The 16,208-nt window shown below is 65.6% G+C and carries 15 protein-coding genes; 7 read left to right on the top strand and 8 right to left on the bottom strand.

The features are described 5' to 3' along the window. Positions 1-143: 143 nt before the first annotated feature. A complete protein-coding gene (locus ACRECX_RS12510; RefSeq protein ID WP_431559168.1) occupies positions 144-1,118 on the bottom strand; it encodes a hypothetical protein in 975 nt (324 codons plus the stop codon). 173 nt (positions 1,119-1,291) lie between these two features. Between ACRECX_RS12510 and ACRECX_RS12505 the strand changes: the two genes are divergently transcribed. Both ACRECX_RS12505 and ACRECX_RS12500 read left to right on the top strand, forming a co-directional pair. Next, the gene (locus ACRECX_RS12505) at positions 1,292-1,852 is read left to right on the top strand and encodes a sigma factor-like helix-turn-helix DNA-binding protein (RefSeq protein ID WP_431559167.1); all 561 of its coding nucleotides are present in this window, start codon (positions 1,292-1,294) and stop codon (positions 1,850-1,852) included. After that, on the top strand, positions 1,849-2,697 hold the full coding sequence (locus tag ACRECX_RS12500; protein WP_431559166.1) for an anti-sigma factor family protein: 849 nt from the start codon (positions 1,849-1,851) through the stop codon (positions 2,695-2,697). The genes ACRECX_RS12505 and ACRECX_RS12500 overlap by 4 nt, the downstream gene beginning before the upstream one ends. Here ACRECX_RS12500 and ACRECX_RS12495 read toward each other — a convergent pair. Continuing rightward, positions 2,694-3,146 carry a hypothetical protein gene (locus ACRECX_RS12495; protein WP_431559165.1) on the bottom strand — a complete coding sequence of 151 codons (453 nt, stop codon included), beginning with the start codon at positions 3,144-3,146 and terminating at the stop codon, positions 2,694-2,696. The two genes, ACRECX_RS12500 and ACRECX_RS12495, sit on opposite strands and share 4 nt — an antisense overlap. 717 nt (positions 3,147-3,863) lie before the next feature. On the opposite strand from ACRECX_RS12495, the gene ACRECX_RS12490 reads away from it, so the two are divergent. Then, positions 3,864-4,739, top strand: coding sequence for a hypothetical protein (locus tag ACRECX_RS12490; protein ID WP_431559164.1), 876 nt, complete (start codon positions 3,864-3,866; stop codon positions 4,737-4,739). Here ACRECX_RS12490 and ACRECX_RS12485 read toward each other — a convergent pair. After that, positions 4,731-5,723: a YcjF family protein gene (locus tag ACRECX_RS12485; RefSeq protein WP_431559163.1), complete on the bottom strand. Its 993-nt coding sequence runs from the start codon at positions 5,721-5,723 to the stop codon at positions 4,731-4,733. The two genes, ACRECX_RS12490 and ACRECX_RS12485, sit on opposite strands and share 9 nt — an antisense overlap. Next, a complete protein-coding gene (locus tag ACRECX_RS12480; protein ID WP_431559162.1) occupies positions 5,720-7,177 on the bottom strand; it encodes a YcjX family protein in 1,458 nt (485 codons plus the stop codon). Before ACRECX_RS12480 ends, ACRECX_RS12485 begins: the two co-directional genes overlap by 4 nt. 334 nt (positions 7,178-7,511) lie before the next feature. Here ACRECX_RS12480 and dksA point away from each other — a divergent pair, with 334 nt between their 5' ends. The 3 genes from dksA (at position 7,512) to ACRECX_RS12465 (ending at position 10,178) form a co-directional block, all read left to right on the top strand. Then, on the top strand, positions 7,512-7,949 hold the full coding sequence (dksA, locus tag ACRECX_RS12475; RefSeq protein WP_431559161.1) for an RNA polymerase-binding protein DksA: 438 nt from the start codon (positions 7,512-7,514) through the stop codon (positions 7,947-7,949). Positions 7,950-7,980: 31 nt separating this feature from the next. Beyond that, positions 7,981-8,439 (top strand): cupin domain-containing protein, encoded by a 459-nt coding sequence (locus ACRECX_RS12470; RefSeq protein WP_431559160.1) that lies wholly within the window; start codon positions 7,981-7,983, stop codon positions 8,437-8,439. Positions 8,440-8,702: 263 nt separating this feature from the next. Next, entirely contained in the window at positions 8,703-10,178 is a 1,476-nt protein-coding gene (locus tag ACRECX_RS12465) for a hypothetical protein (RefSeq protein ID WP_431559159.1), read from the top strand. 94 nt (positions 10,179-10,272) lie between these two features. Here the strand turns inward: ACRECX_RS12465 and ACRECX_RS12460 are convergent, their stop codons facing one another. The 3 genes from ACRECX_RS12460 to ACRECX_RS12450 form a co-directional block, all read right to left on the bottom strand. Further along, positions 10,273-11,802, bottom strand: a complete 1,530-nt coding sequence (locus ACRECX_RS12460) for an MFS transporter (RefSeq protein ID WP_431559158.1) — start codon at positions 11,800-11,802, stop codon at positions 10,273-10,275. Further along, positions 11,712-12,485, bottom strand: a complete 774-nt coding sequence (locus tag ACRECX_RS12455; RefSeq protein WP_431559157.1) for a M15 family metallopeptidase — start codon at positions 12,483-12,485, stop codon at positions 11,712-11,714. The genes ACRECX_RS12460 and ACRECX_RS12455 overlap by 91 nt, the downstream gene beginning before the upstream one ends. 300 nt (positions 12,486-12,785) lie before the next feature. After that, positions 12,786-13,136: a hypothetical protein gene (locus tag ACRECX_RS12450; protein WP_431559156.1), complete on the bottom strand. Its 351-nt coding sequence runs from the start codon at positions 13,134-13,136 to the stop codon at positions 12,786-12,788. 149 nt (positions 13,137-13,285) lie between these two features. Here ACRECX_RS12450 and cckA point away from each other — a divergent pair, with 149 nt between their 5' ends. Continuing rightward, positions 13,286-15,829 (top strand): cell cycle histidine kinase CckA, encoded by a 2,544-nt coding sequence (cckA, locus tag ACRECX_RS12445; RefSeq protein ID WP_431559155.1) that lies wholly within the window; start codon positions 13,286-13,288, stop codon positions 15,827-15,829. On the opposite strand, the gene ACRECX_RS12440 is transcribed toward cckA, so the two are convergent. Further along, positions 15,826-16,134: a helix-turn-helix domain-containing protein gene (locus tag ACRECX_RS12440; protein WP_431559154.1), complete on the bottom strand. Its 309-nt coding sequence runs from the start codon at positions 16,132-16,134 to the stop codon at positions 15,826-15,828. The genes cckA and ACRECX_RS12440 overlap by 4 nt on opposite strands. Positions 16,135-16,208 lie beyond the last annotated feature (74 nt).

Below are 16,208 nucleotides of genomic sequence, written 5' to 3'. Positions count from 1 at the left end.
GGTGAGGGGGGCCTAAGGCTTCTGGCTGCTCACCCCCTCACCCTTCCCGCCATGCGACTTGCGCAAGAGCTTCGCTCGCGCAAGCTCGCGGCGGAAAGCCCTCTCCCCAGCGGGGAGAGGGGTGGCTCATTCACTCGAGGAAGTTACGCGAGCGTGCGGTAGATCGCGACCTCGTAAGGGCTGAACAGCCGCACCTTGAGCCGCTCCTGCTGCGGCAGCTCAATCCGCATGAACACGCCGCTTGAGTCGATGAGATCGGTCGCCACCGGATCGACGAGGATGAGGTAGAGCCGCCGCGGCTTCTTGCGGTACGACACCACGAGATTTTGCAGCACCTCGGCGAACACCTCGCGCGAGAACGGGTTGAAGAAATAGTGGACGGCCTCGCCGTCGGGCGGCCCGACCTGGCTCGCGTCCTCCAGCACGCATTCGACGTTGCGGCAGCGCATGCGCGAGCGCGGATATTGCGCGATGTTCATCGCCGCGTTGTCGTGCAGCTCCTCGGCGAACTCGATGCCGCCGACCGCGGCGAAGGGATGCTCGGAGGCGAGCAGCATGACGCGCCCCTGTCCCGCGCCATAGTCGACGAAAGTGAGCTTCGAGAAGTCGTAGTCGATGGCGGCGAGCGTCCACTCGAAGAGCTGGCACGGGGTCGGCCGGTAATCGTGACCGTGTTCGCGATTGCTGCCGCGGATCGTAAGCCCGGCAAGCGCGATCTTGTCCTTGGTCGGGATGAAGAACAACTGCTCCTTCGGCGGGTCGAGCACGCGCGCGTGCAGCCAATGGAGAAAATTGTTGTAGTCCTTCTTAAGTTGCTCGGGGCGCGCATGCTCTTTGATCTTGGTGCGCGCATGCTCGAACTCCGGCAGCACGTTCTCGCGGCCGTATTCTGCCGCGCGCGCCAAGCCGACCTTGGTCGCGGACTTGGTTTGGCTCGACGTCTTGTCGGCGATTGCGGCGATGCGTCCAGCGAGACGCCGCCGCCACGCGCTTTGACCCGGTGCGGCCACATCGTTGGTTTGGGGAATCGCGCTCGCAGACATCCCATTGCCGGGCCGACGCGATGGGCCGACGACTTGCGACTCCGTCTGATCCGAGCCGTGGGGTACGACCGTCATAGGTATTTCCCCTCTTGCGCAAAGATTGGGCACCTTGGCGCATGAAGCAAGCGCTTTTTGGGCAAGTAACCGGGTTCTGATCGGCTTTCGTGTCCGCCGAATGTGCTAAACTATTGATTCGCGAGGGGGACCCGCGCAAGGCCGGCTCTGACCCAAGCGGCGGGGAACGAGGCGTGCAGGCAGAAGAATTTCACCATTCGCTACGGCCAGGCCTCATTGCCATCTTGCCGAGGCTCAAGCGCTTTGCCGACATGCTGGTCGGCGCGCGCGACGACGGCAAGGCTCTGCTCGGCCGAGCTCTCTCCGCCATGCTCGCCGAGCAACATCGCTATCAACGCGGCACGGCGCTCGACGTGTGGGCGTTCGGCGAGATCTACCAGCACTGGCTGCATGAGCTGCGCGCCCATGCCGATCCCGTGGCGCAAACCAGGGTCGACGAGGCAAGTTTTGGCGAACTGTTCTACCCGGAGGTGGACTGCTACTTCGATGCGCCGATCGTCGAGTTCCTCGGCAATCTTCCCGCGCAACAGCGGCTCACTCTGCTGCTCGTCTACGGCGAAGGCTTCGACTACGAAGACGCGGGCCGCGTTCTCGATGTCCACCCCGACACCATCGCCGCGCGGCTCGTCCGCATCACCGCGGCGCTCGCCGACCGCTTGAGCGCCCGCCCGCCGGCGCCGGCCGCAGCTATCGTCGAAACCCTCTATCCCGAAGGGCTCAGAGGTTCACCATGACCGAACTCAGCGACGAACTCCTCGTGGCGTATGTCGATGGACAGCTCGCGCGCAAGCAGACGCGCGCGGTGGAGAAGGTGCTCGATCAGGACGACGTGATTGCCGCGCGCGTCGAGGCGTTGAAGCACGCGCATGATCGTCTCGAGGCCGCATTCGAGGCGATCCTCGCCGGCGAGGAGGTGGACGTCTCGGCTGCGTCGGCGCCGCCGCGCGACGGCATCTTCATCGAGTGGCGCATCGTCAAGAGGACGCTCGCCGCCCTCGGCATCGCCGCCGCGCTGCTCCTCGCCGCGATTGGCTATGGCTGGCCGCTGTCGCTGCAGGGCTTTTCGCCCGTCTCTTCGACCGCGACGCACACGCTGCCCATACTAAGCTGGCAGGAAGAGGCGGCGCGCGCGCATGCGCTTCTCAGCCGGGCGAGCGTGGAGGTCGGTCTCGAAGGCCAGGGCAATCCTGACTTCGTCCGGTTCCAGCTCGCCGAGATCCTCGGCTCCGATCTCAAGCTTCCCAATCTCGAGCCGCAAGGCTTCCGCTTCGCGCGCGCACAAGTGTTGCGCATAGGCGGCGCGCCGTTCACGCAGATCCTTTATCTCGGCTCTGAGGGCGCGCCGCTCGCGCTCTACGCGAGGAAAGGCGATGGCGCCGAGACGCTGAGCTCGGAGCGCTATGGGCCGATCAACGGCGTGACCTGGACCGAGGGCGGCACCGCCTATCTGCTCGCCGGCGAGGCGGAGGACGCACTGCTCATGCGCATCGCCACCAGGGTCAAGCTCGAGCCGGTGGCGCCGCTCAACACCGCACGGAAACCCCACACGCCCGTCAACAGCGCCCTCGACGACCGTTAGCGCGCCATGCGCGCGGTCGGCGTGTAGTCGCCCGCGAGATAGCGGTTGAGGTCCTTCCTGATCGCGTCGGTCCGCTCCTTGTTGCAATACTGCAGATCGCCCTCGATGGTCGCGAGCACGGATTCGCGCGTATAGTCGTAGGCCTTCTCGATCTTGCGCATCTCGGCTTCGCTGCGCCCAACGGCCATCTCGGCAGCCAGGTAGTTTGCGCGCAGTTGCTCGGGACTGAAGATGAAGCCGCAGCGGGTTGCCCGCGCCGAGGTCCAGCCCACTTGGGTCGGCCGCGCCAGGGGATCGTCGGGTGCGACGTCGCGGGCGTCCTTCTCGGTCGAGGCGCCGTTTTCGGGGCCTTTGAGGCGGTTCACGGTGCCGCACGCTGGCAGCACGGCGAGCAGCGCCGCCGCGATGATCGCAAGCGCGCCGCGAGAGAAGAGGCTGGGGGTCCCCATGGCGGCGCGATCTTATCGGCCGAACCTGGACATCTAAAGGGCGCGAAGGAGGGTTGAGGACCGGGCAAAAGGAAAGGCGGAGCTTTGGGGCCCCGCCTCCCTGTTGCGATGTCGGCCTCACGCCCGTTCGGGACGATCAGTCGGCGCCGCGGGACCTTTCGGCCCCTGATCACGCGCACGGCCCCATGGTTGCCCATAAAGCGGCGCCGTGATCTGACCACGGCCCTTGTTTAACGTCGCGTTGCTACGACGCGGCTCTTGCCCTGGCCGGGCTCGAACCGGGACAGCGGTGGAATTCGTGGCGCAAAATACCCTGCCGGTATCACCGCACGGTACTGCGGCAACGCCGCCAGACCGTGGCACCTTGCGGTCACTTCTCCCGCCGCCTTCAGCCGCCCATGGCACTGGACGACCTCGGGCTTGCCTTGCCCTCGTGAGTCCTTCCGGCCATTTCCCGACACCTTCGGATTTCTCCGCCGGCACCTTCCACAACCAGCCAACTCACAGATGGAAGGATACACGGGCGGCCGGAAGCCGCATCCGAAACCAAACGCTTATCCCCGCTATCCACCGCAGCGTGCAAAGCGCCGGTTCTGCCCATGCGACATGGCATCTCGCGCGCCTATCTACCTTGAAACGGCAACGTCTTTCCGCGCCGTTTCACTGACCGGCCGCGTCGGGCTATGATAAGGTGACGGGTGAGGGGACTTTCGAGTGATGCGGGTTCTTGTCAGTAGGCTGGTGCCGGTCGTGGAGATGTCCCGCGGCGCGCGCACGGCCGGTCTTGGCGTGCTTGCCGGGCTCGTCGTTGCGCTCGCGGCGATCGTCTCGCTCGATGGCCCTTCGAGTTCCGACCCCCAGTCCGCCTCGGAACCAAACACCGCCTCGCGTGCCGAGGCCGATCCTGGCGGCGAGACCGTGGTTGCCAAGATCGCCCGCGCCGTGGCCAAACCGATGACCCGTCCGGTCCCCAGCCGCAAGCCGGCTGTGACGGCCGCGCTGGCCCCACCTATAGCCCCGCCCCGCGACGAGGAGCCCAACCTTGCCGGCTTGGGCGAAATCCCCCGCGATCTGCTGTGGAACCGGCCGGCGGACTCAGGGGACAAGCCGGAGCCGAAGGCCTTTGCCGTCTTCTCCAAAGGCGGGGGTCCCGAGCTTCCCTGGGACGCGGTCGAGCCGGTCCCCTTCACGCCCCCGGCGCCCGCCGCAGGCACCGCGCACCCGACCGAAGAAGCATCCGCAGGAGACGCGCCTTCCGCCGCGACGCTGAGCCTGCCGGACGGCGGTGACGTCGGGGCTTGGATCAAGTCCAAAGTCACCGAAGTCCAAGGGACGGATCGGCGGCGGCCGCTCTATCATTTCGAGCTCTGGCTCGAGCCGCCTGCCGCACTAAAACGCCGCCTGGTCGGCGTCGCCTACAACTTCAACTCGCCCGCGGTCATGCCGCAGCAGCAAGCCTCGAGCGATCAGGCGAGCGGCTTCCGCATCAGCGCCGGCGGCCTCGCCTGCGCCGACAAGATCACGGTGACTCTGAGATTCGACGACGGCCGCTCCCAGACGGTGGCCCTGGACGGGTGCAAGCTTCTAGGCTGACCCGCGCATGCCCGCCACTTCGGCGACGAGTTCGCGGAAGCGCGGCCGACGCTGCTCGAGATAGGGCAGGGGACGGCACACGTCGATGGCGGCGATGCCGATGCGCGTGGTGAGCGCGCCGTTGAACAGGCCTTCGCCGAGCCGCGCCGACAGCTTGGCCGTAAGCCCGTGGCCGATCACCTGCTGGATCACGTCGTCGCCAAGCGCGATGCCGCCGGTCAAGACAATGTGGGTCACGACCATGCGAGCGAGCCTGAGCAGGGATAAGGTGCCGGGCCGCGCGCCGTAGAGCGTGGCGAGCTTGCGCAGCATGCGCAGGTTCTGCGCGGCGACGAACATCATGTCGATGACGGCGTTGGGACTGATGGCGGTGACCACCGACACGCGCTTGGCTGAGGCCGCGACGATGCTGCGCGCCACGGGGTCGAGCGGCGCGATGAGCGTGCGCTCGTCGAGACGGAGCAACTCCTCCGCATTCATGATGTCGTGCTCGTGCTCGGCGAGGCGTTGCAGGCCCCAAGCGAGGTCCTGGCGTCCGGCATAGAAGCGTTTCAAGCGGCGCGTGACGTCGATCGCCAACGTCTTGTCGTTCTGCCGCGCGGCGCTGTCCGCCTCGTGCCTGATCTTGCCGAGGCGTCCGAGGCGGAGCAGCCCCGTCGCCTCGCGGAGGATGATCATCGCAAGCGCAAGAAGGACGACGCCGAGCAGGCCGACCGCCGCCCAGCCGATCCAGTCGTCGCGGGCGATGAGTGCGAGCGCCCAGTCGTAGAGCCAGAGCGAGGCGACAAGGCCAACCAGCGCGCCGAGCGCACCGAGGAAGAGGCTGCCCCAGCGCAGGCCCCGGCTGAGCGCGGGAAGCATGCGCGCCTGCGGCGCAGGGAGCGTTGCGGGTTCGGCGACCACGGGCACCGTCTCCGGCGGCACGAACACCTCAACCTCTTCGACACGAAACGCCGTGGGCTTGCGGCGCGAGCTCTTGGTCATTCGAGGCGGTCTCCGATCAGGGCCTGAATGGCGCGGTCAAGGCGGATATTTGGGAACGGCGCGAAGCCGCCGGAAGGGAGCGCGACCGGGTCGGGCGGGCGGAACCGCACGAAGCGCATGTCGCCGTCCTCGGTGTGCCAGCCGGACAGCGCCTTTTTCGGGTCGGCCGGCAGATCGCCTGGAAAAATGGCGAACGGCTCGTTGCCGTCGAAGGTGCGCCGGCCGATGGTCTCGCCCGGCAAGGGATAGCCGACAATACATGGCAAGGTCTCGCCGTTCCGCTTGGCTTCGCCCTCGCGCGTGGCGCGCACCGCGGCGAGCGCCAGCACCTTGACCTCGGCGCCGGCATAGCGGGCTTGGCTCATCGCCTTCTCGGAAAGGAGCGCGAGGATCGCCTCGAGCCGGTCATGGCTCTCGTGATGCAGATGGTCGGCCTTGGTGGCGGCGAGCACGATGCGGTCGATGCGCGGGCTGAACAGGCTCGACCACAGGCTGTTCGCGCCGGTGCGGAAGCACTCCATGATCTCGGTCATGGCGCGTTCGAGATCGGCGACCGCTTCCGGTCCGCCGTTCAGCGCCGCAAGAACGTCGATCAGCACGATCTGGCGGTCGAGCCGCGCGAAATGATCGCGGAAGAACGGCCGCACCACGTAGCTCTTATAGGCTTCGTAGCGCCGCGCCATCAGCGCCCACAAGGAGCCGCGCGGAAAGCGCGTCTCGCCTTGCGCATCGAGCGGCGCGAAGGTCAGCGCCGGCGAGCCTTCGAGATCGCCAGGCATGAGGAAACGTCCCGGCGGCAACGTCGACAGCGCGTGCTGATCGGAGCGCGCCTCGCGCAAATAGGCCTTGAACAGGTCGGAGAGCGTTGCGGCGAGCGCTTCGTCCGCGGGCGCGCTCGGGTCAATTGCGGCAAGTGCCTTGTGCCAATCCTTCGCCGCCTTTTTTCGGTCCGGCGTGCGGCTCTGTTCGATCGCGGTCCTGGCCCAATTCTCATAGTCGAGCTGCAACAGCGGCAGATCGAGCAGCCATTCGCCGGGATAATCGACGATGTCGATATGCAGGCGCTCGCGCCCCAATTGCCGCTTCCAAAATCTGGTCGAGGCATATTCAAGCGTGAGCCTGAGCTGGCTGATGCGGCGCGTGCTCTCCGGCCAGTGCGGCGGGTCTCCGGTGAGATCGGCGAGATGCTTCTCGTATTCGAAGCGCGGCACGATCTCGTCGGGCTGCGGCTCAAGATAAGCGCGCAACAGGCGCCGGTCGGCGGCCGCGTCGAAGAACGGCAGGCGTCCGCCGGCGATGAGATTATGCACGAGCGCGGTGAGGAACACGGTCTTGCCGGAGCGGGCGAGCCCGGTCACCCCGAGCCTGACCGTCGGCGTGACGAGGCTTGCGGCAAAGTCGCCGATATTGCGGACGGCATCGCCTGCGGCGTGCGTGTAGCTGGAGATCGGCACGCTTCAAGACGTCCTTTGCGCTAATGCCCCCGTGCCATGCGCCTCATAGCGCGCGCGAGCCCGCGAAGGAAGGGCAGCGCTAGAGGCCCGGCCCTGGGACCCAAGTGCACTGCACAAGAAATATGCTCTGCGGAATGTGGCGCTGCGGCAAAATATGACGGATTTGCAATGTTCGCGGAGATGGTGCTTCGCGGATTTGTCAAGCCCGAGTGCTGTCTTGACTTGTCGACTCGCTTCCGTAATACGGGGCTGCCCGGCGGGGGTCTCCCATCAGAGAACGCCGGTCACGGGGAGCAGGCTAAAGAGCCCAACGACCAACTGGAAGCGCCCGGACATGATTCTCATGGCGACTGCGAAGAAGAAAATTCTCCCCGAGGATTACCGGCCGTCGGAAGACGAGCCGTTCATGAGCGACCTGCAGCGGGCCTATTTCCGTCGCAAGCTCCTCAATTGGCGCGACGAGATCATGCGCTCCACCAAGGAGACGTTGCAGCATCTGCAAGACGATTCGGCGCAGCACGCCGACATCGCCGACCGCGCGACGAGCGAGTCCGAGCGCGCGCTCGAGCTGCGAGCCCGCGACCGCCAGCGCAAGCTGATCGCCAAGATCGACTCGGCGCTGGAACGCATCGACGACGGCACCTACGGTTACTGCGAGGAGACCGGCGAGCCGATCAGCCTGAAGCGGCTCGATGCGCGCCCCATCGCCACCTTGAGCGTCGAGGCGCAGGAGCGCCACGAACGCCGCGAGCGCGTCTACCGCGACGAATAACAGTATCGGTCGCTGATCGCGGGGAAGACCCATGCCCAAGATCGACATCACTGCCGTGCCGGAACGCCAAGGCTCGGGCTATCCGCCGCCGTTCGACGCACCCTGTGCCGAACGCGTGCGGCAGCGGCTGGGCAATGCCGGCGGGCTCACTGATTTTGGCGTCAATCTCATGCATCTGCCGCCGGGCAATTGGTCGAGCCAGCGCCATTGGCATTCGCACGAAGACGAATTCGTTTATGTGCTCGAGGGCGAGCTGACGCTGATCGAAGATGCCGGCGAGACGATGCTGCGCGCCGGCGATTGCGCGGCCTTTCCGAAGGGCTCGGGCAACGGCCATCACCTGATCAACAAATCGAGCGCGATGGCGGTTTATCTCGAAGTTGGTTCGCGCTCGCCCGCCGACGTGACCGCCTGCTCCGACGTCGACATGATGAGCGCCAACACCGACGGCCGGTTCGTACACAAGGACGGTACGCCCTATCCCGACTAGACTAGTCCGTCGCCGACCGCGCCACCTCCGAGACCGAGCGCGCTCGAGCTCAGGGCCCGCTCCTGGAAAGTCGGCATGGGCCCACATCCTGCCCACTCCCGACATTCCATCTCCCGGCACCCTAGCGCAAAAGTAGCACGTTTAGTATATGCTCCTCCCGAGCGTGGATGGTCCACACCCCGAAACGGAGGATACGTCGCAAGGAGGCGTGTCCAGAGTGACGCTCTAATCCGTCCGGCGCCGCCTACGGAAGGAGAAGAGCGATGACGATCGTTCCAGTCGTTGACACCGATATCGACTCCACGTTCGACGCGGCCAACAACGCGGTCGAATATGGCGCCGCCAATATAACCCTCACGATCCTTGCCGGCGCGCTCGTGAGATCCGGCGCCCAGTCCGGCGTCTTCAGCGACACGAGCGGAAGCACGTTGATCAACAACGGAAACATCGTGTCTGATGACGATGTTGCTGTGTTCTTCGAAAGCGACGACGGCGTGATCGTCAACAATGCAGGCCGCAATATCATCGGGGGCACCGATGGAATTGTCCTCAACAGCAGCGACCCAACCATCACCAACCACGGCAAGGTGATCGGCTTGCAGTCGGACGGCATCGCATTTGCCGCGTCGTCCTCTGGTTCCGAGCTGAACAATACCGGCGAGGTTTATGGCCAAGATTCCGGGGTCCATGCGGTTTTCTCTCTTAGTTCCACTATTGTTGATGCGGGGACCATCAATAATTCCGGCTTGATCCACTCGGACGGTGTGGGCGTGCTGAGCTCCACTGGACATTTTTCTCTCCTGACGATCAACAACGAGGCCGGCGGCACGATCATGGGAACCGTGGCCGCGATTCAGAACTCCGCAGGCCGGCTCTCTGTCACCAACCATGGCACGCTGACTGGCAATGTCGACTGCAACTCTGCAACCGGAAACACGATCGTCAACTTCGGCACGATTGACGGCGAAGTCCAACTGGGCGGCGGCAACGATGTCTTCACCAGCGTCGGCGGCACCTCGGGCAAGGTGTTCGGCGAGAACGGCGCGGACATTTTCACCAGCGGCTCCAAAATCGACCAGTTCGACGGCGGCAACGACGCGGACACGTTTCGCATCGCGGGCAGCGCCGGGATCGGCGACAGTTTCGACGGCGGCGATGGCACCGATACGCTTCAAGTGCTGGGATCAGGCGTGGCGAGACTGGCGGCCTTCGACGCCACAGGCTCGTCCATCGAGATTTGGCAGGGCAATGGCGCGGGGCTTCACGGCACAAAGGGCGCCAACACTTTCGACTTCTCCGGCCTTACCAGCAAAACCGGGCTTCCTTTTGTCGATGGCCGCGGCGGCAACGATTCCATCATCGGCTCGGATTTCGCCGATACTCTGGCCGGCGGCCGCGGGACGGACATGTTGACCGGAAATTCCGGCGGCGACCTGTTCGACTTCAATTCGATTAAGGACAGCATGCCCGGCGCGAAGCGCGACAAGATCCTCGATTTCGACCGCAGCGAAGCCGACAGGATCGATCTGCGGGACATCGACGCGAAGAAGGGCCTCCCCGGCAATCAGAAGTTCACGTGGATCGGCGAGCGGGACTTCCACGACGCGAAGGGCGAGCTGCGCTACGAGGTCAAGGGCAACAAGGTGATTGTCCAAGGCGACGTCAATGGCGACGGCAAGGCCGACTTCGAAATTCTGGTGTTGGCCGGCTCTCTCATCAAAGGCGACTTCCTCCTTTGAGATCAGTTGGAAGCATCTCGTGGTCGAGGCACGGGTTTATCTCGAAGGAGGCGTCCACCCGGTCGTGCACAAGGAGAGCACTTAGCCTGCTCGACTAGTCCGCCGCCGATAACGGTGTGGCGACGTGCTCGAGCGACCTCCGCTCGGCGGCGACCCCGTAGCGCGCGGCGATGACGCCCGCGGCCAGCATCAGTGCGGCGCCGAGCAGATAGCCGCCGAACAGGCTCAGTCGCGAGCCGGTGTCGATCAGCGCGCCGAACAGCCATGGTGCCGCCACGCCGCCGATGCCCGTGCCCACGGCATAGAAGAAGGCGATGGCGAGCGCCCTGATCTCGAGCGGAAAGGTCTCGCTCACGGTGAGATAGGCTGAGCTTGCCGCCGCCGAGGCGAAGAAGAAGATCACCGTCCAGGCGGCGGTCTGCGCCGTCGCTGAGAGAACGCCGGCGGCGAACAGCGCGCCGGTGAGCGCAAGCAGCAGCCCCGACAGCGCGTAGGTGAGGGCGATCATGGGCCTCCGCCCGATCGTATCGAACAGACGCCCGAGGATGAGCGGCCCGAGGAAATTGCCGAGCGCGAACGGCAGCAGATACCAGCCGACCTTGCTCGCATCGACGCCATAGAAGTCGGTGAGCACGAGGGCGTAAGTGAAAAAGATCGCGTTGTAGAAGAAGGCCTGCGCCGTCATCAGCGCGAGTCCGACAAGGGTGCGGCGGCGGTGAGCGTGGAACAGCGTCTGCCACACCTCGGCAAGCGGCGTGTAGCGGCGCGACTTGAGGCGGAAGGTGACAGGCATCTCGTCCGGCACGTGATGACCCCGGGCGCGATGGTGGTCCTCGATCTGGTCGAGGATGGCGTGCGCCTCGTCCGGGCGGCCGTGAGTCATCAGCCAGCGCGGCGATTCGGGGATCCACCGCCGCATCAGCAGGATGCCCAGACCGAGCACCGAGCCGATGAAGAACGCGGCGCGCCAGCCATAGTCCGGCGGCAGGAACGACGGGTCGAGCAGCACGATCGAGCCGCCAGCGCCGAGTGCCGCGCCAATCCAGAAACTGCCGTTGATGATGAGGTCGGTATGTCCGCGATAGCGTGCCGGCACGAACTCCTGGATGGTCGAGGCGATCGCCGTGTACTCGCCGCCGATGCCGGCGCCGGTGAGGAATCGGAACAGGGCGAAGCTCGCGAAGTTCCACGAGAACGCCGTCGCCGCCGTGGCCACGAGATAGACCGCGAGCGTGATGAAGAACAGGCGCTTGCGCCCGAGCCGGTCGGTGAGCCAGCCGAACAGGAGCGCGCCGAGCACGGCGCCCGCGAGATAGAAGCTCGACGCGAGCCCCACCTCGGCGTTGGTGAGTTGGAGGACGGGACTTTCTTTGAGCGCGCCGGCGACGGCGCCGGCCACCGTCACTTCGAGGCCGTCCAGCACCCAGGTGATGCCAAGCGCGACGACGATGAGGGTGTGGAACCGGCCCCATCGCAAGCGGTCGAGCCGCGCCGGCACGGCCGTCTCGACCAGGGTGTCCTGCCGGTCCTCCGTCACCCACCCTCGCCGCTTGGCCGTGGCACGATCGGAAAGTCGAAATAGGTGTCGGGGTAGGGCTCGGGCTCGAACGTAAAGTGCCACCATTCGAATGGGTAGTCCTTGAAGCCCCGCGCGTGCATGGCCTCGAGCAGGGTGGCGCGGTTCTGCATCTCCTCCGAGGTCAGCCCTCCGGTCTCGGTGTTCGCTTTCACGTCGAAGCAATCAAACGTGGTGCCCATGGCGAGGCTGCCGTCTGGCGCCAAGCCTTCTTGCGGCGCGGTGCAGGACGCGGGCGCAGTGCTATTCTGCGAGGGCGCATCGCCGCCGAGCGGCACGAGGGTGACGTCGACCGCGGCGCCGCGCGAATGGCCCGAGCGCGTGGCGATATAGTCGGGGAACAGCGCGCTCTTGCTCAGGGCCGGATGGTACGCCGCCTTTGCCTCGGCGCTCTCCGGCTCGTTGGCCCAGGCCGAGAAAGCGGCGACGGCGGTCGTCGGCCGATAGCAATCGTAGACCCTGAGAGTCAGCCCCTTGGGCTCGAGGTCGGCCTGAACCTGCTTCAGCGCCTCCGCCGCCTGACGCACCAAGACGCACTCGGCCGCGCCGTAGCCCGGCACCTTCTTGCCGGTGAAATTGTCGCTCCGCGCATAGCGGATGTCCTGCTCGATGGTTGGATCAACGTCGCGCAGATACACGAAGCCCTCCGGCATGTCTGCGGCACGCGCCGCTGCAAGCAAGGCGGCGAGGGCGAGAATCAGCGTGAGGATTGCAGTCCGGTCGTGATTCATCGGCGCACCTTAGCCAGGAGCGCGCGCAGCGACAAAAAAACTCCCCGCTGGAGGGCGGGGAGTGGAGAGGTTTGGGGGACTGACATGACTGGCTAGGCCAGTCGGTGTCGGACCATTAGCAGGGAACTGCCGGCGTTCTTACGATACGAGCGGTTGAAAGTACCGGCGTCGCTTCATCCGCCTGCCCCGAAGGGCGACCGTAAGACCGTGTTCACTATTTACCGCAACTTGCCCCCCATCACAAGTGAAACCGGGCGTGGCAATTATGCCACAGTCAACTTGAATCGCTCTAAAGTCCGATCACGTTTTGCCATAATCGGGAGCCGGGCGGGACTCGGCTTTGGCGATGATCACGTCGTCCAGCGGCGGCCCGAGATGCGGCCGCCCCTTGATGCCGGTCTCGACCACCATGTCGATGGGGCCGCCGATGATGAGGAGGTGCTCCACATCGTCGCGGCGCACCAGGAGCAATTTCCGCTTGCCGTCGATCGAGGCGGTCTCCACCACCCCGAGGCGCTTCTCGCGCGCTCTCAGGAAGTTCGCCGAGCTCGATTTGCCGAAAAACGCCTTGAACGCCCAGACGAGGAGCGCGATCAGCGCCACGACGAACAGAAAGGTTGCGACGTAGAGAATGAGGGTGTCGAATTCCATGACGGCTGGCTCCCTACGCAATCGGGCCTACCGCTCTTTAACCACAGAGCCCGCCTCTTGGGTGAAGCGATTTTGGGGGTGCGCGATGGCGACCTCGCGCCCATGACAATGTCCGGTCAAGTCCATTCGAATCGGGTATTTTCCGGACCATGACGGATATCGATGCGCCGATGCGCTACGCCGAGCCGGCCGCCGACCAACCCGAGCGCGACGGCAGCGTCAGCCTTGTCGTTCTGCTGGCGTTGGCGCTTGCCGTGGCCGCCGTCGGCCTTGCCATGGTCTCGCGCGAGATCGCCGAGCCGTTCGTGCTCGCGATCCTCGCCGGCCTTGCCGTGGTCGGCGTGTTCTGCCTGTTCGCCGGCGCCGTCGGCATCCTCTATTTTGGCCAGCGCCACGCGCGCAACGATCTCACCAAGGCGTTCGTCGACAATCTGCCGCAAGGCGCGCTGATCGCCGATGGTACGGGACGCGTGCTCTACGCCAACCGGTCCTATCGCGAGCTGCTCGGGCTCGAGCCCGACGCCGCCGTGCCGCCGCCGGACCGCGCCTTCGGCGCCAATCCGCACCTTGCCGAACCCATCTTCAGGCTCGCACGCGCCGCTCAGCAGGGGCGCAGCAAGAAGGAGGAGTTCCGCCTGCCGCCGCCGGGAGAAGTTGGGGACGAAGCCGGCGTCTCTCCGCGCTGGTTCCGCATCTCCGTGCAACCGATGCCGCCGGACCCGAAGTCGGGACGCAAAGGCGGGCTTGTCGTCTGGCAGGTCGACGAGATTACGATAGACCGCGCCCGCGAGGAGACGAGCTTCGCCAAGGTGCAGGCCGCCATCGATTATCTCGACAACGCGCCGGCCGGATTCTTCACCGCCGATGCCGGCGGCCGCATCGAGTATCTCAACGCCACGCTCGCCCAATGGCTTGGCATCGACCTCTCCGACATCGCCCACCGGCCGCTCAAGCTCGGCCAGATCATGTCGCATGACAGCGCCGCTCTCATCGCCGGCGCGGGCCGCGGCGAGGCGCAAGGGACGGTTCGGCACTTCGACATCGACCTGGTCAAGGCCGACGGCACCAACTTGCCGGTGCGCATCCTGCACCGGCTGCCGCGCGGCAGTGTCCTGGCCCACGTCCTGATCCTCAACCGCGGGCCGGGAGAAGCGGAGGAGGCGGGCGCCGCCGAGCTCCGCTTCGCCCGCCTGTTCCATTCCGCGCCGATCGCCATCGCCACGGTGGATTCAAAGGGCCATGTCAGCGCCACCAACGCGTCCTTCGTGCGCATGTTCGGCGCCGATGCCGAGGGCGCCGGCGGAGCGAGCCTCGAGAGCTTGGTCGAGCCGGCAAGTCATCAGGCGCTCCGCCGCGCGTTCGAAGCCGTTACCGCCCGCCAAGGCCTGATCGAGCCGGTCGACGTCACCTTCGCCGGCCCAGGCGAGCGGAGCGGCAGGATTTATCTGAGCCCCATCGAGCAAGCCGAAGGCGAGAGCGAGGCGGCCATCGCCTACGCCATCGACACGACCGAGCAGCGGGCGCTCGAAATGCAGATCGCCCAGAGCCAGAAGATGCAGGCAGTAGGCCAGCTCGCCGGCGGCATCGCCCACGACTTCAACAACATGCTGACGGCGATCATCGGCTTCTCGGATTTTCTGCTGATGAACCACCGGCCCACCGACCCCGCGTTCCAGGACATCATGAACATCAAGCAGAACGCGAACCGGGCCGCTGGGCTCGTGCGCCAGCTGCTTGCCTTTTCGCGCCAGCAGACCTTGCGGCCGCAGGTGCTCCAGCTCGGCGACGTGCTGTCGGAGCTCTCGATCCTGCTCGGCCGCCTGCTTGGCGAGAACATCGAGCTCAGCCTCGACCAGGGAAGCGACCTGTGGCCGGTCAAGGCCGACCTGCATCAGTTCGAGCAGGTGGTCATCAACCTGGCCGTCAACGCCCGCGACGCCATGCCGGACGGCGGCAAGCTCGCCATCCGCACCGCCAATGTGAGCGAGCTTCAGTCGCGCGAGCTTGGCCTCAGCCACGTGCCGCCGGGCGAGTACGTGATGATCGAGGTGCGCGACACAGGCATCGGCATGAGCGAGGACGTGAAGCAGAAGATCTTCGAGCCGTTCTTCTCCACCAAGGAGATCGGCCGCGGCACCGGGCTCGGGCTCTCCACCGTGTACGGCATCATCAAACAGACCGGCGGCTACATCTTCGCCGACAGCGAGATGAACAAGGGCACCACCATGCGCGTTTACCTGCCGCGCTACGTGGAGAGGGTGGGCGAAGCCGAGCCGGAGACCGCGAAGATCGAGCGCAAGATCGAGAAGCCGAAAGACTTGACCGGGCGCGGCACGGTGCTTCTCGTCGAGGACGAGGACGCGGTGCGAAGCTTCGCCGCCCGCGCGCTTGGCCAGCGCGGCTATCAGGTGCTCGAAGCGTCGACCGGCGCCGAGGCGCTCGAAATGTTCGAGAGCCATGAGGGCGCCGTCGACCTCGTGGTCAGCGACGTGGTGATGCCGGAGATGGACGGCCCGACCCTGATGAAGCGGCTCAGAGAGACCAATCCCGACCTCAAGATCATCTTCATCTCGGGCTATGCCGAGGACGCCTTCCGCCGCAATTTGTCGGACAAGGACGACTTTATGTTCTTGCAGAAGCCGTTCGACCTGAAGGAGCTGGCGGCAGCAGTGAAGGCAGCGCTCGCGCGCTAATTGCCCTCGTAGGTCACATCGTCGAGACCAACGCCAAGCGCCGAAGCGATCGCACGCAACGTCGCGACGTCGCCGACCTTCTTGCCGGTCTCAATTTCCGAGAGGTAGCCCTGCGAGATGCCGGCCTTGGCGGCCAGCTCCTCCTGGGTTAGGCCGCGCCACCGCCGCAAGGGGCCGATCGGGGAGGGCGCCGCGTCAATCTCATCCCATACCTCGAGCGGAAGAGAGATCTGATCGCGCGTCTCGTCGATGATTCGTGCCGTCATCCGGTCTTCGGCGTCTTCATCGCCAAGGCGCGCCAGCATAGCGTCCTACTCGCGGCGTGACAGCACCACGAGTTCCTCCCCCGAGGGGGTCTTTATGATTTGCGGCTTCATCT

The sequence above is a fragment of the Methyloceanibacter sp. genome (assembly GCF_050726195.1).
GTDB lineage: Bacteria > Pseudomonadota > Alphaproteobacteria > Rhizobiales > Methyloligellaceae > Methyloceanibacter.
This window is presented reverse-complemented; position numbering and strand designations above follow the sequence as displayed.